The sequence below is a fragment of the Ahniella affigens genome (genome assembly GCF_003015185.1).
GTDB classification, from domain to species: Bacteria; Pseudomonadota; Gammaproteobacteria; order Xanthomonadales; family Ahniellaceae; genus Ahniella; species Ahniella affigens.
Map to the genome: position 1 here is coordinate 4,053,435 of NZ_CP027860.1, position 14,996 is coordinate 4,068,430.

At 60.6% G+C, this 14,996-nt stretch carries 8 protein-coding genes; 2 read left to right on the top strand and 6 right to left on the bottom strand.

Going from position 1 to position 14,996, the window contains the following annotated elements:
- Window positions 1–17: 17 nt before the first annotated feature.
- Together C7S18_RS15600 and C7S18_RS15605 are read right to left on the bottom strand one after the other, a co-directional pair.
- Entirely contained in the window at window positions 18–1,028 is a 1,011-nt protein-coding gene (locus C7S18_RS15600) for a ferritin-like domain-containing protein (RefSeq protein ID WP_106894061.1), read from the bottom strand.
- Window positions 1,029–1,151: 123 nt separating this feature from the next.
- Window positions 1,152–2,057, bottom strand: a complete 906-nt coding sequence (locus tag C7S18_RS15605; protein ID WP_146151948.1) for a heme-binding protein — start codon at window positions 2,055–2,057, stop codon at window positions 1,152–1,154.
- Window positions 2,058–2,574: 517 nt separating this feature from the next.
- Between C7S18_RS15605 and C7S18_RS15615 the strand changes: the two genes are divergently transcribed.
- The gene (locus tag C7S18_RS15615; protein ID WP_170113296.1) at window positions 2,575–5,004 is read left to right on the top strand and encodes an ABC transporter permease; all 2,430 of its coding nucleotides are present in this window, start codon (window positions 2,575–2,577) and stop codon (window positions 5,002–5,004) included.
- Between the two features lie 175 nt (window positions 5,005–5,179).
- Here the strand turns inward: C7S18_RS15615 and C7S18_RS15620 are convergent, their stop codons facing one another.
- The 4 genes from C7S18_RS15620 to C7S18_RS15635 all read right to left on the bottom strand — a co-directional run bounded on the left by C7S18_RS15620 (window position 5,180) and on the right by C7S18_RS15635 (window position 11,320).
- Window positions 5,180–6,745 carry a choice-of-anchor Q domain-containing protein gene (locus C7S18_RS15620; protein WP_106892444.1) on the bottom strand — a complete coding sequence of 522 codons (1,566 nt, stop codon included), beginning with the start codon at window positions 6,743–6,745 and terminating at the stop codon, window positions 5,180–5,182.
- Window positions 6,746–6,966: 221 nt separating this feature from the next.
- A complete protein-coding gene (locus C7S18_RS15625; protein WP_146151949.1) occupies window positions 6,967–8,415 on the bottom strand; it encodes a DUF5666 domain-containing protein in 1,449 nt (482 codons plus the stop codon).
- 166 nt (window positions 8,416–8,581) lie between these two features.
- On the bottom strand, window positions 8,582–10,792 hold the full coding sequence (locus C7S18_RS15630) for a CotH kinase family protein (RefSeq protein ID WP_106892446.1): 2,211 nt from the start codon (window positions 10,790–10,792) through the stop codon (window positions 8,582–8,584).
- Between the two features lie 153 nt (window positions 10,793–10,945).
- On the bottom strand, window positions 10,946–11,320 hold the full coding sequence (locus C7S18_RS15635; RefSeq protein WP_106892447.1) for a cupin domain-containing protein: 375 nt from the start codon (window positions 11,318–11,320) through the stop codon (window positions 10,946–10,948).
- Window positions 11,321–11,649: 329 nt separating this feature from the next.
- Between C7S18_RS15635 and C7S18_RS15640 the strand changes: the two genes are divergently transcribed.
- Entirely contained in the window at window positions 11,650–14,979 is a 3,330-nt protein-coding gene (locus tag C7S18_RS15640) for a S41 family peptidase (RefSeq protein ID WP_106892448.1), read from the top strand.
- The last annotated feature ends 17 nt before the right edge of the window (window positions 14,980–14,996 follow it).

A 14,996-nucleotide genomic window follows, 5' to 3' on the forward strand; every position in this document is an offset into this window, starting at 1 on the left:
ACGAAGTCCTCCGAGGCTCAAGAAAAACGCGGGATGGCGCCTTGGCGCCAGCAATCCAGAATGTTGCCGCCCAGGGTGACCATGTTCGGCCCGAAGTTGGCCGGGCTGCCACCGTTGAACAGGCTGACCATGTCGCCGCGGAAGCGATTGAAATTGCGGACCAGAATGGCCTGAGCCGCAGCCCCCGCTGAGCCCGGGGGCGGATTCGCGACGCCTTCGTAGCACGCTTCCCGGCGTTTGATGTCCTTGATCAGGTTGAACCGCGCAAAGTGATCCATGGGTTCGTTGAAGCCATCGGCGGTGTTACGGAATCGATTCGGCACCGTGTTCGTGCGCCGCACGCCCTCACCCTGATCGGTAATCGCCGAGATCAGATCGATCACTTGCTGCAGGCCGGTCACGCCCGCACTGCTGACCGTTTGATCTGGGAATCCACGATAGTAGTTCTTGAAAATGTCGACCTGATTGACGTTTGGGCGTATCGCTTCGACATGCTGCGTAGCGCCGAATTGCACGGCCCGATAGAACTCGCCGATCGTGCTGTATTCGCTGACGCGCTGATTGAGCTTCGGCGGTTCGGCCACATCGTCTTCAGGGTACTCGATCAAACACATGGCATTGATCCGAAGCTCATCGAGCGGACCAATTTCGGCGCTGTAGGGCCGATAGTTCTGTCTGGGATCAAGCGGATCGTCGTCAACCTCGCCGTCCGTAAATTGCAGATGCGGAACGTTTTGGCCCTGGTACTCGGGGACAATGAACGCCTGTTCGAGATCGATCGTCGTACCGAATGCGTTGGCCACATTGCACGCCAGTTGTACGTGCAACATTTCCTGATTGACCACCGCCTGAACCAATTTGAACGCGTTGCTGGTCGGGTCTTTCACTGAGTACATGGCGGCCATGTAAAACGGAATCGTCCAGTATTCAAGCTGGATCGCAAACTGCAGGTGTTGCCTCAGGTGTCGAATATTCCAGTGGGTTCCAATCGTCGTGGCGGAAATCGCCGGGTCAGCACTGACATTCATGAACAAGCCCTCCAAGTGATCGTAAGCGGATGGCCCCCAAGCCATCCGCTCGTTCCCAGTGTTCAGTTCGCGGCGGGCACATCCATGCCGCCGCACATCCTGGTTGTTCGCAATTCCAATCCGTTATTGCTTAACCAGCGTCGCCACCGAAATATGCGGCCAGTGAATGCCATCGAAGTCGAGCATCACGCGCTGCACGTACTGCAATTGCTGGAAGCTCGTACCATCGGGCAACGCAACCGTTTCAATCCAGAAGATGGCATCCATCTGAATGGTGTCGGCGTTCTTGACCACGAAGGGAATATTGACAATACCGCCCGGGCTGGCCGTGGTCACTTCAATCACAACGGTACGGGTGATTGTCTGATTGGCGATCGCTTCCTGCAGCAGAATCACCGGGTTCCGCACGACATCGGCCGGATCGGCACTCGTGATCACGCCTTTAGGCAATGTCGGCCGCTCATAGGGGCCTTTGTAGCCAAGTGGCGCCTTCAAAGGCGGATTCGGCACTTGGTTCAATTTGGGCAGCGGATCGCCCGTGATGGTGAACGGGATGGAGTCGACCGGCAACAATGTGGGTCCACCAGGATGATCCGCGCAGCGCACGCTCTGCGCGAACAATGAATCGCCATGCGGAATGGTCGACAGACGCGCGTAAGTTTCGTCCTGAGGCGGCGCGGTCGTCTTCGGAATCCGGAGCCAAAAGCCGGGCTCGATATGCAGCGCCGCATGCGTGTCAAGGTCACTGACACGCTGCAAGTAGCTCAGGCCATGAATGAAGATGTCGTCCTGCAGCGAGCCACGATTGGGCACAGCACCCCCAATCGGCGTGAACTCCAAGGTCTCGATCATGCCGTTCAGCATCAGGAAAAAGATGTGCCCGTTTTGCTTGTCCGGGCGCGCGATCAGGTTGAACCCGGTGCCTACCCAGGTGCCGGCAAATTCGGACAGAAGACCGAGGTCATTCGATACCGCCGCACTGCCCGGTGCAATGCGCTTCAACATCTGCAGCTGCCTACTCTCAATCATGGTTTGATCTCCTGGACGTGACGGAACAAACGGCAACGACGTGCCGTGCAAGCAACCTTTCTGGGAGTGGGGCAGATCGCGGCAATCGCCATGGCAACACCATTGCCGTCTGCATCGAATGCCAAGACAGCGGCGCCAGATAGCGCAATGCACGTGTGCTCATCGAATCCACCCAAGAATCTGGCTTCGGCTCCGACACCGGTCGGCGTCGGCGGAAGCGCCAAAAGACTATAGTCCTACCAGATGACGATTGCCAGTCAGCGCAACTGGTAGTCGCAAGAGTCCGCGCGATCCGGCTGATCAGTCGCTGTGCGATTTCGCACGAGCGTTGTCCGGAACCGGACACGCCGGTCTGAATCCAACCACTCTGAACGGCAAAACTGGCGCTGAACCCGCCATTTCTGGCGCCGTTGCGGTAGCGGTTTGCGATGGCATGGGATTTGCGCTGACGTAGATGCGTCGGCGTCGGCGCGTCGGCGTTGTTGGCGCCGCTTTCCAAGACAAGGAGTCCGAAGTCATGCGCGAGTTTCAGTTTGCATTGCGCCGCCTGTTGCGTCATCCATGGTCCAGCGCGGCCATGTTGATCGGCATGGGCCTGAGCTTCGCCATGGTCATCACGACCGGCGCCTTGAGCCGCGCCTTGCTCGCTGTACCCGATGCCTTACCGACGGCCGATCGCGTTCAACTCGTGACACTGGCGCCAGAAGGCAGCGCCGGCGACCCAAGCCGACGGACGGTCTGGTCGTATCCGGCCTACCAAGCCTTGCAGGCGGCGATGGGTCCGACCCAGTCCGTTGAGGCAGTGACGTTGAAACCGATTTCATTGACCGTGGCAACCCCAGGTGGCAGCGTGCGCGCGCCGGTTGAAATCGTGTCGCCCGGCTATTTTCAGGCGTTGTCAGTCGCGCCAGAACGCGGCCCGGGATTCAGCACGTCCGCGGCCATTGGCACCCAGGAACTCGTGATTTCGGCACTGGAATGGCAGCGTCGCTTTGCCGGCAATCCCAACATCATCGGGCAGTCGGTCCTCGTGCAGGGTGTGCCGTTCATCGTGGTTGGCGTGCTGCCGGCGGGGTTTCGCGGGCTGTCGGAGCAGGCGGACTACTGGCTGCCCATGGCCGCTGCGCCCGCTGTCACGTTTCCGTCCCGATTGAAGGGCGCACAGAGCTTCTGGCATTCCGTGTTCATCGTTGATGACCAGACATCACCGCACGCCGCGCAATGGCAGGCGCCAGCCAAAGCGGTGGGCGCAGCCATCAATCTGCAGCAAGCGGGTCGACCGGTTGGCGTTCAGATCGCGACCGTTTCTTGGCGCCAGTGGCGCCTGGACCCGAGCCTGCACTCGGCACTTCGGGCACTCAAGCTGTGCAGCCAGATCATGTTGGCGATTGTCACGCTGAATCTTGGCATGGTGGGACTCGCCCGCCTGAGCAGCCGACGCCGCGAGTTGGGCATCCTTGCCGCCGTAGGTGCGACCGCATGGCGCTTGATGCTCGCCACGACCGGCGAGCTGTTGCTACTTCTTTGTGCCGGCCTGTTGTTGGCCTGGACCATCGCAGGCATTGTGCTTGCCCAACTACCTGTGTGGTTCGGCAATTTGCTCGGCAGTAGCGTGACGCCCGCTAGCCTGGCCTTGGATCTGCCCCAACTCCTGAACGTCGGCCTGATCGGTCTGCTCGTCGCCGCGCTCCTGATTGCGCTTGCCGGTGGCCTGGGCCAATTGGCGCGCACCGCCGAGTTGGTTCGCGGCGGCGACAACCGACCGGTGCAGCGTTGGCACAGCTGGATCGCCGGCATCCAGTTTGCGCTGGCCAGCGCACTCACGCTGGCGGCCGTATTGGCTGCTGGCCTGGCGTGGCGCTCGGTGCAAACGCCTTTGGGCTTTGATCCCGAAAACGTGTTAAGCGCGCAGATTTCGGTCCCGGCTGCGTTGCGGCCCGCTGACGGTACGGCCGGCGCGATGATGCGCATCGAGTCAGCGTTTCAACAGGCACCGGGCGCGAAGGCAATTGGCGCGGCCGGCTGCCTGCCGGTTCAGGGCGGCTGCGACTTCGTGAACGTCACGCCTGCGGGTTCTGGTCAAACGACGGAATGGCCTGCAGGATTGAATCAGATCGACGGTGCGTATCTCGATGCGATGGGCATCCGTGTGTTCAGTGGTCGCAGCTTCAACACCGCCGACCGCGCCGACAGCCAACCCGTTGCAATAGTTAATCGCAGTTTTGTCGACCGCTATCTGCCGGCCGCCAATGCCTTGGGGCAGCAAGTCAGCGTCAGTGTTGGCTGGCCGGAATCTGGCAGCGCGGAAATCGTCGGCGTCGTCGACGATACCTTGGGCACCGACCTGGATGCAGATCCCGAGCCGATGATCTACCTGCCGATGGCGCAGATGGCCTACGACGACAACTTTGTCGTCATCAAACTCGAACCTGGTACGGATGTGCTCACGGTCAGCACCAGCCTTGAAAAGCTTCTGGCCCGGACCGAACCGAACCTCGCACTGTTTGACGTGACGACGATGAGTCAGCGCTTTGCGAATCTGACCGAGCGGCGCCGCATCGCGGCGTTACTCGTGCTGACCATCACGGTACTTGCCGTGCTGTTGGCCGCGGTCGGCGTATTCGCCACGTTTAGTTTGAATATGGCGCAGCGCCGGAAGGAACTGGCCGTGCGCTTTGCGCTGGGCGCCCGCGTGCGCGACCTGCGGCAGTTGATCGTGCGCCAAGTACTGCGCTTTGCCAGCGTCTCGGCGCTGCTCGGGCTGGGGCTTGGGGCGCTGTTCGCCAATCGTCTCGCCGCGCAGTTGCCGATGTTGGATCAGCAGGTGCCGACCCCTTACTTGCTGGTCTTGCTGATCATGACGGTGACGACCGTGCTGGCAGTCTGGGTGCCTACCCGCCAGGCGCTTCGCGCCGAGCCGACTGAGGCGCTGAAGGCCGGCGGCTGAACGCATTGCGGTCGCGGCAATCAGACGAGTCGGCCCGGTCGGCAATAGCATGGGTTCGACGGCAGGTGGCTAAGCGTAGGTTCCCCACGCCGCACGTTTGGCACACCCGTGCTGCCATTAATTCAAGCACGCGATTTGTTCGCAAACGTGCAACGTGCTGAGGTATCGATCCGGACTATTCAAAACTGTCGCGAAACAACAGTCCTTCGGCGCCGAACTCGAAGGCGCCGCGATCACGGGCGGCGTCTCGCGGGTAGCCTCGCTGATCAAGGCTTGGCACCGAGGCGGTGTTGACGCCCGTGTCGCGGGCGGGACTATTGCTCGCCATCGCCAGCGTGGGCGTCGGCCCGCCATTGTTGGCGACCGCGCCGAGCATCGCGTCGGCAAAACTCGCACTGGCGGTCACCGGCGTTTCGTTGCCGCCGCCACCGGAGCGCACTTGCGGCCATTGCATATTGCCGCCGCCATCAAACTGCGCGGGATTGTTCATCGCCCAATTGACGAACACATTGCCGCCGGAGTTATTGGCAAAAATCGTGTTGGTCAGGGTCAGTTGATTCGGCGCATTGATCGAGATGCCCGCCGCGAATGCCGCGGTGGCGACATTATTCGCGATCGTGCTGTTGACGATCTGGATCGGCGCGGTGTTGGTCAACGCCATCGCGGCGCCGAGCCCCTGGCGGGCGACATTGCCGGCAAACGTGGCGTTTCGGATCATGCCGCTCGCGCTGCCGGCCACAAACAATCCGCCAAAACCATTGGCCTCGTTGTTGATAAACGCGACGCGCTCCAGCGCGAACGGGCCGTCTTGAATATAGGCGCCGCCGGTATGCTGCGTACTCGATAGCTGCCGATTGCCCTGAAACAGCACATCCTCGAAGCGACTGCGGCTTTGCGTGTCGTACATCACCGAAAAGAAGCCAGCGCCAAAAGCGTTGCTGGTGTTATCGACAAAGCGGGTGCGGCAGACGTCGAGCAAACGTGCGGCGCCATCAACACCAAGCCCGCCTGCATTGCCGCCGTTACCTGGGTTGCCACCCGTTCCAATTGCCTGATTACCGATGAACGCACTGTCGACGATGTTCACCGCCAGTGTGCCAAGCGAATAGACCGCACCACCGTTACTGCCGGTGTTGTTCTGAAAGCGCGAGTCGGCGATATCGATCCGATTCAGCAACAGAGCGTACAGGGCGCCGCCGCCATCATCCTGGCTGCTGCCATCAAGCGGTGCATCACTGTTCACGATGTCCACATCGACGAGGCTGAGATTGATCTTGTGCGGAAACGTCTGATTGAAGTCGGCAAAAATCGCCGCGCCGCGGCCATCGCTGACGCGTGCGTCAAGCAGGTTCAGATGCTGCAACGTGACCGTGAACACCGGCGCATTGGCATTGGGATTCGTATTGATGATGCGCAGAATACGCCGCGCGTCGCCACCAGACAGCGTGACCAAACCACCGCCGTCGAGCACCACGTCGCGGCTCACGGTCAGCGTGCTCGTCAACACGATCGTGCTGGGATTCGAACCCAGGTTGAACGTGATCGCGCCGCCCGCATCAAGGGCTGCCTGGATCATCGCCGTCGTGACGCTGCCGGGGCTGCCGTTCCCCAGTACCGTACCGCCGGCCGTGGCCTGTGCCGCAACCGGCGTACAGAAACTTTGCGCGGCCAGGGGCCCTGCAGCCAGCAGGGCCAGCAGCAGCACCAAGAGGCTGCGGAGCAATTGGAATGCGCGAATCATGGATCGAGCATAGCCCGATCATCGCGATCGGAACCGCCGACTCGTCACGGATTTTCGCGATCGCGCCGCAGATGTCCGGTCGGATTCAGATCATTCTGGGCGTCCCGACCCACACGGAGCCCGGTATCAGTCCGGGTTCATTGACAGGACACGGCACGCATCGACGCTGACTTGCTTCCGAGCTGTCCTGAATCGTTTGCCACCGCTCTGTCCGGCCGCAACTATTCGAAATCGTTCGCGTACATGGGCTCGATGAACGCATATTGGCGCGCCGTACCAGCGGTAATGTCGGCGGGCGCCGTACCTGTCGTTGCGCGCGGGCGGCGCACGGCGGGGGCATCGATCCAGACGATCGCACCGGCCAGCAACGACTGCTGCGCCGCGTTGTAGACCGCGGCACTGGCGTCCACCATCTGACCAACTTGCACGCCGGCAAAGAACTGTTCTGCCGTCAGCGGCGCGCCAAACTCGTCGGCAAACGTCGCGCCGGTGGTGTCCACTTGCAGTCCTTGAATCGTGACCCGTGGCGGCGTAATGGCCTGCACCGGGCCACGGACGGCGACATCGCTGGCATCGGGATTGCCACGATCGCGGACCAAGGTGGCAAAAGCGCGATTTTGCCGATCCACATAACCGCGGACCTGCACCTGGCGCGACTGCGTCAGGCCTTGGGCCAGAATATCGTCCCGATCACGAACTTGCGCAGACCATCGCACGGGAATTCCAAGCACCGTGATTTGCGTCCCGGGCAGCACCGCAGCCGGTGCCACCGGGCCTTCAAAGCGGACCACCTGGTAGACGAACTCGATATCGGCTGCATCAAAGTGCGTGGCATCCACATAACTGCCGTGCAAAATCACGCCGACACCCGGATCAAGATCCTCGATCGAGCCGAGCGCAAACGTCGTTTCCGGCAGAATATTGATGGTCAGATCGCCCATCAGGAACTGGGTCGCACTCGTGACCTCGGTAACGAGCCCCTCCAGGAACCCGGTTGCGGCGGGCGTGCCAACGGGTACCAGATCAACGCAGCGGGCATCGGTGACGCCACCGAGCGTCGCGCCAGGCGGCAGCGACGCTGTGCCCGTCGCCCGGATTTCGAGAAACTCGCCCACCTGTGGGGCGGCTGCCACGCAATCGGCGACGGCCAGTCCGGCCAGATCCACCCATTGCGCACCTACCTGCACCAAACTTGCTGGCGCGCCGATTGCGGTCACCGGCCCGGTCAATAGGAATCGGGGCGGCAACGCACCGCGCCGTTCCACCAAGCTTGCGAGCACACTGCCATTGGCATCAACCAAGCCTGAAACGACGACGGGCGTACCAAGCGGCAGCGTCAAGCTCGGTCCGACGCCCAGCAGATTGGTGTCCGCCGTGATCGTGAGTGGCTGCCCGAGCACCGCCAGTGGCGAACTCTGTGTCACGAGCCCAATCAGGGTGTAACTGAAAATGGGCGTTGCCAGCCCCTCCATTGCCGCATTCGCATGCCAACGTGCATGCAGCCCATCCCGGTGATAGCGGAGATCATTGAGCGTCGCCGGCTGGTCGTCGAGAATAATCGGCGTGTCCAGCGGCAACGTAACGGGCTCGCCACTGATGACGAGGTCCAAGGACTGAGCCGAACCCCCGAAACTGAGGCACATCAGTCCTGCCGAAAAATAATGTTTCATGCCGCGCATCGCCGTTCATCCTGAATCTGTGTCGATGAAGATAGTAAGCAAAGCGTGCGCCAGTTCACATCCGGTGAATCACCCACGCAAACGTGAGGGGCCATTCACATTGTGCCGATCGGGTTGGGGCGCCAGTCCAGGTTTGGCTGATGGCGCCCAAGCGCTCTTACTCGAAACTATTGCCGAACAAATTTTCAGCAGTGCAGTTGCTGGCGACAAACACCCCGGGCGATCCGATATCGGTGAGGTTCGACCCGTTCGGGTTGGACAGGACAGCGCCATGGACGTCCCCCACGGTCGATAGCACCCAACTGGCGATCGTGTCCTGACCCAGCGCTGCACATGGCACCTGACCACTCGCATTCTGCGTTCGGATGGTCCCCGGGAACGTTTGATCGCCATAGGTCAGACGGTCGATCAACACCCCACCGGAGTCGTACACGTTGATCTGATCGCTGCGACCATAGTTGGCGCCACCCACTGCGACCGACCCCAGTTCGCCCAGGATTTTCGCAGACGGTGGCAAGTTCCAGGCAGTGCGAAAGGTTTCGGCAACCACATCGGTGATCACCACACTCTGATCGGCCGCCAGGATGCCCGCCGGCGACAAGCTGAATCCTGGCAAGCCCACCTGATCGTCTTTCAATACCCAACCCGTCAGATCAATAGACTGGCCACTCCGATTGGTGATTTCGACAAACTCACCCTGATTGCCCGAGTACATGTACTCCGTGATCTGCAGCGGCTGTGCCGCACCCAGGTTGTACTCGATGCTCATGGGCCCGCGCTCGGCGAGCACTGGCAGAAAACTAAGTGACCCAAACCCGTTTCCGGCCGTGCCCATGACGTAGTAGTCCACACGCTGACCCGGTGCGCCCGGCAACGGCATCGCCACACCATAACGACCATCGCCCGCCGCGCCGTCACCCGAAAGGCCATCGTCCAACATCGTCACGCGATAATAAATGTCGTTGGGATTGGGCCGGTAGAACAGCTCGATTCGCGTGATGCCGCCAACGCCGGCAACAGCATTGGCTGTCACATAGACCGTCGCGCCAGGGCTTGGCGTACTGTTACTGGCAGCGACGTTGCTCAACGTCGGACCGGTCACCGCAAGCTCAGGATTCGTCGTGGCATTGGCCAAATAGGCCGCACGGCCGTCAATGAATTGGCGAACGCCCGGCACGGTGCCGCCTGCCAATCCCGATACCGGCTGCCCGTTCAAACCATTGGTCAACGTAATCGTCGTGGTGCCAAAGCCGTCGGTAAAATTCTGCGTGGTGTAGATTTTCTTGGTATCTGCCGCAACGGCGGTCGCAATCAGATCGCGGCGGGTTTCAAAGCGGGTTTGAAAATAGCTCGCCCAATTCACATTGGCCATCACCGTCCGGTAATGCGCCATATAGCGCTGACGAAGCTCAGGCAGGCCCAGGACGCGATTCAGAAATGGCTTGTTGGTCTGACTGAAATTGCGATTGATGGTCCACGTTGTCTGGGTCCACGTTTCGTTCGCATCGCGCTGAATGATGTGCGTCCGGTTGTCGACCGTGTCGCGATAGGTCATGAAATCGCAACCCTTGTTGATGTACGAATCATCATCGGTCAGCAGGTTCTCCAGTGCGACGGTCCAGATCGATGGATCAATGGCAATGGTGCGATCCATCGCATCAATCTGTGTCTGATTGGTGAGCGGCTCCTGTGTCAGGATACGCGTCATCTCGATGAATTCAGCGGTGGCCTCGGCCAAAGTCAAGCCAGCAGTCTCCTGAATCTCATAGCTCGCGTTCAGCGTCGGACTATAGGTCAGCCCTGGGCCGCTCGGATTATTGGCACATCGCACCCTGAGCCCATCGCCATTGCTGAAATAGCGTCGCAGAAGCGCTTTGTCAGTCTGCTGCACATTGTTGTAGACCCCCCAGTTCGCGCCATTGATACGCACGATCACGTTGTTGGCGCGCGCGTTGGGCACAAACAAGGCGAGGTAGTTGTTGAACTCGACTTCGCGCGTAAACGTTGGGTCACGCCAGCCGTTGTTCAGATTGATCGTGTCATACCCCATCAGCTCCTGCGCCAAATCAACGGCATCCATTTGCAACTTCAATGAGAACTTCTGCGAGCCGCTAGGCAAGCCCGTGAACGACGTATTGCCGCGAATCCGAATGCCCACATTGGGATACGTCGTGCCGTCTACCGTCACCGAACCAATGAGGTCGGTCTCCGATGCATAGTTCTGGCGCAGCAGCGTCTCCCAATTGGATTGGGTGAAGGTGATGTCAATCGTACGAAGGACATTCGGATCATAGAAATCCTGCGCACGGAGCGCAGGCGCCAAGACCAGACCAAAGAGTGCCAGCGCCAGTACCTTCAGACCTCGCATCGCACGTTCTCCGCATCAAAAGATGTCGGCGATAGTACCGCTGGAGCTGGGCACGCACGCTCGAATCGCCCACAAAATCAGGCTGCGTGGCCAAAATCCTAGATTTGTACACAATTCGGACGAGCGCGCTTTTCGGTCAGGCCGCTTCCGCTCTCACCCCAGCGGCCGCAACTGATCAGCCACGCTTCGCGTTTGCAGCGTGACGACATCACCCGTGTGTTTGGTCGACTTCCGCTCGATCAACATGAGGTGGCATTCATCCTCAGCGATCGGGTTGTGACGCACGCCTTTCGGCACCACGAACAGATCGCCCGCATGAAGCACCACGGTGCGGTCTTCCATTTCGATTTTCAGGGTGCCTTGGAGAATGTAAAAGAGCTCGTCCTCGTGGTCGTGACAGTGCCACGTCAGCGTCCCGTGAACCTTAGCCACTTTGACGAACGATTCGTCCAGATCGGCTATGACCCGCGGCGACCAAAGCTCGGTCAAATTGGCGGCGATCGACAGAGGCGATACAGGGTCGGACATTTGGCATTCCTCGTTGGCATCAATACCCCATGGTAGCGCCGAGCGATGCAATCTGGCCCGGCGTGGTCGACGGCTACGCCCGCCCGCCATTGCTTTAGATGGCGAGCATGCCAACTGGATACACCTTGCGACGACCCCAGACGCGCTGATCTCATCCCGCAACGCGGTGTGAGGCGCCGGGCCAATCCGACACTGAATCCTTGGACGTCGTGTGATCGATGCACGGCGTGGGAGCCGCGGCCACAGCCAATTTCGCTTGCTCTTTTGGCATAGAGCAATTTGCCAGGGGTCCGGTTACGCTCGACGAGTCACTACAAAACATACCGCCCATGAAGAAGCTGCTGACGCGCCACGCTGCTGTACTGTTTGCACTGACTATTATTGGACAAGCCGAAGCCGAGACCGGCTTCTACCGGTTCCCAAACGCTTGGCACGACACGGTGGTGTTTACCGCAGAAGGCGACCTTTGGAAGGTTGCCCGGTCAGGCGGATCCGCCCAGCGACTGACGACGCACCCGGCGGAAGAGAGCGATGCGCGGGTGTCTCCAGACGGGCAGTGGATCGCCTTCATGGCCAGCTATGACAGCGCCGCCGAAGCCTATGTCATGCCGATTGCAGGCGGCAGTCCGAAGCGGCTCAGCTTTGATGGAGCCCGCATCTGGTTGCAGGGCTGGACCCCAAACGGCGAGGTCCTGTATGCGTCGGAGAACGTGTCGGGACCGTTCCGTCGGCGCGTGCTGCGCGCGGTCGATCCCAACACGTTACAAACTCGTACGCTGCCATTGCATGACGCGCATGAGGCGGCCTATAGCGCCGACGGCAAGACGCTGTTTTTTGTGCGCTTTGGCCTGCAGATGACAGGCGACAACGCGCGCGACTATCGTGGTGGCGCGATGGCCCAGCTCTGGAAGTTCCAAACTGGCGCCTCGACCGAAGCGACGCGCGTCAGTGCCGATCTCAACGCGTCGATTTCGCGCCCGATGGTACGTGGCGACCGGGTGTACTTTGTCAGTGATGCCGATGGCACGCAAAATCTCTGGTCGATGCGATTCGATGGCAGCGACCGCCAGCAGCACACTACGCATCAAACGTTTGATGTCCGCGGGGCAAGCATCGGTGGCGATGTCATCGTCTATCAGAATGGCGCTGATCTTTGGCAGTTCGACATTGCGACCGGTGCGAGTTCCGCCATCAATATTGAACTCGTGTCGGACTTCGAGCAACGGCGACAACGCTGGCTAAAGACCGGCAGCAGCTTCGTGACAGATGCGGCCCTGGCGGCCGATGGCAGCAGTGTCACATTGACCGCCCGCGGCAAGGTCGTTGTGGCAGCACCCGGCCAGTTGCGCCGGCGCGACATCGCAATCCCCGATGCGCATCGCGCGCGTGCTGCCGTGCTGAGCGTCGATGGCAAGTCGGTATTTGCGATCAGTGACCTGAGTGGCAACAACGAGATCTGGCGTTTCGCTGCGGATGGGTCCGGCGCTCCAAAGCAGCTGACGCATGATGGCAGCACGCACCGGTGGCGACTGTATCCGTCGCCCGACGGGCACTGGCTCGCGCATGACGACAAGCGCGGCCAGCTGTGGCTGCTGAACCTTGATACGGGCGAGAATCGGAAGATCGATCAAGGCCCGAAGGTCGGCGATGATGTGTATGGCAATATCCGCTGGTCAGCGGACAGCCGTTATCTCGCATTGACACGCTCGAACAGCAGCCGGGCACTCAACCAGATCCATCTCTATGCGCTCGCCAATCAGCAACTGACGACGCTGACCAGTGATCGCTACGATTCCTACGAGCCCAATTTCTCACCCGATGGCCGTTGGTTGTATTTCTTGTCGGATCGCAACTTCGCCGCCACTCCGAGCGCGCCCTGGGGCGACCGCAACATGGGCCCGATGTTTGACCAGCGGACCAAGGTCTACGCGTACGCGCTGCAGGCGGATCAGCGGTTTCCGTTCTTGCCGAAGGATGAATTGACGCAGTCTGAAAGCGCGGACGCGGGCAAGTCGCCCGCATCAACCGAGGACGCCAAAGCGAAGCCAAGTACCTCGACGCCTGCCAATCCGGCGGTGCAATGGGCGGGACTGACCGACCGCCTGTTCGAAGTACCTTTGCCGCCTGGCAATTATTCGCGCCTGGCGGTCGACAAGAAGCGCCTCTATGTTCTCGATCGCGGGGTCGGTGCCAACGCGCATCCGCAACTGCGGACGCTCACGATTGGCAATCAACCACCAAAGCCTGAAGTATTTGCGGCAGAGTTGAGCGATTTCCGACTGTCTGCTGACGGCTCAAAAGTCCTATTGATCACCTGGCGCGATACGGGCTTCGGCGATCTGTTCATTGTCGATGCGGGCGACAAGGCCCCTTCGGACATGAGTTCGATGCAAGTTCGGCTTGCCGACTGGATTCTGCCGATCACGCCGCATCAGGAATGGCAACAGATGTTTGCCGACGCGTGGCGCATGCATCGTGATTTCTCGTTCGACCCGAACATGCGCGGTGTGGATTGGAACGCCGTGCGTCAGCGCTACGAAGTCCTGCTGCCGCGGGTCACCGATCGCGCCGAGTTGGACGATCTGCTCGGACAAATGACGAGTGAACTCGGGATTCTCCATTCCCAAGTCCGTGGCGCAGAATTCCGCAAGGACCCGGACGCCGCCGTGACCGCAAGCCTGGGTGCCGCGCTGGAGCCTGCCTCGGGCGGCATGCTGATTCGGCACATCTATCGCACCGAACCGGAACTTCCCAGCGAGCGCGGCCCATTGCAGCAGCCGGGAACGGATGTCCGCGAGGGAGATGTCATCGCCGCGATCAACGGTGTGCCGGTTCGAACTGCAGGCGATGTTGCCGAACAACTGCACAATCAGGCCGGCCAGCAAGTCTTGCTGGACCTTCGGCGGGGTCAGGCACCACGCAAGCAGATCGTGACTCCAGTTGCGGCAGATCGCGACGCCACGCTCCGCTACAGCGACTGGGTGCAGGACACGCGCACCGCCGTTGAGCGCGTTGGTCAGGGACGCATTGGCTATCTGCATCTGCGCGCAATGGGCCCCAATGACATTGCCAGTTTCGCGCGCGATTTCTACGCCAACTACGACCGCGACGGCCTGATCATTGATGTCCGCCGCAACCGCGGTGGCAATATCGATAGCTGGATCATCGAGAAGCTGTTGCGCCGAACCTGGGCGTTCTGGCAGACCGATTTGTCGACGCCCTACTGGAACATGCAGCAGTCGTTCCGCGGCCACCTGGTCGTGCTGATCGATCCGTTCACCTATTCAGATGGCGAAACATTCGCGGCCGGCATCAAATCTCTGGGTCTCGGGCCGTTGATCGGACAACGCACGGCTGGTGCCGGAATCTGGTTGTCGGATCGGAATGTGCTCGCTGACAACGGCGTGGCGCGTGTCGCCGAGAGCGGCCAGTTTCGTGCCGATGGGCAATGGCTGATCGAAGGCACTGGCGTCAGTCCGGACATGCCGGTCGAGAATCTGCCTTTCGAAAGTTTCAACGGCCGTGACCGTCAGTTGGAAGCAGCGCTGGACTACCTTGATCGCAAGCTCAAGGCCGAGCCGATCGCGAAACCCGAAGCGTTGCCGATTCCGAAGCGCGGTACCCCGGCATCCGATGCGATACGACTGGATCAGCGCTGAGCCTTCCCCAACGCAAG

What these genes read in the sequence shown, in the direction of transcription:
- C7S18_RS15620 (WP_106892444.1), bottom strand. Translation starts at nt 6,745, where the DNA reads ATGATTCGCGCATTCCAATTGCTCCGCAGCCTCTTGGTGCTGCTGCTG.
- C7S18_RS15630 (WP_106892446.1), bottom strand. Translation starts at nt 10,792, where the DNA reads ATGCGAGGTCTGAAGGTACTGGCGCTGGCACTCTTTGGTCTGGTCTTG.
- C7S18_RS15605 (WP_146151948.1), bottom strand. Translation starts at nt 2,057, where the DNA reads ATGATTGAGAGTAGGCAGCTGCAGATGTTGAAGCGCATTGCACCGGGC.
- C7S18_RS15615 (WP_170113296.1), top strand. Translation starts at nt 2,575, where the DNA reads ATGCGCGAGTTTCAGTTTGCATTGCGCCGCCTGTTGCGTCATCCATGG.
- C7S18_RS15625 (WP_146151949.1), bottom strand. Translation starts at nt 8,415, where the DNA reads ATGAAACATTATTTTTCGGCAGGACTGATGTGCCTCAGTTTCGGGGGT.
- C7S18_RS15635 (WP_106892447.1), bottom strand. Translation starts at nt 11,320, where the DNA reads ATGTCCGACCCTGTATCGCCTCTGTCGATCGCCGCCAATTTGACCGAG.
- C7S18_RS15600 (WP_106894061.1), bottom strand. Translation starts at nt 1,028, where the DNA reads ATGAATGTCAGTGCTGACCCGGCGATTTCCGCCACGACGATTGGAACC.
- C7S18_RS15640 (WP_106892448.1), top strand. Translation starts at nt 11,650, where the DNA reads ATGAAGAAGCTGCTGACGCGCCACGCTGCTGTACTGTTTGCACTGACT.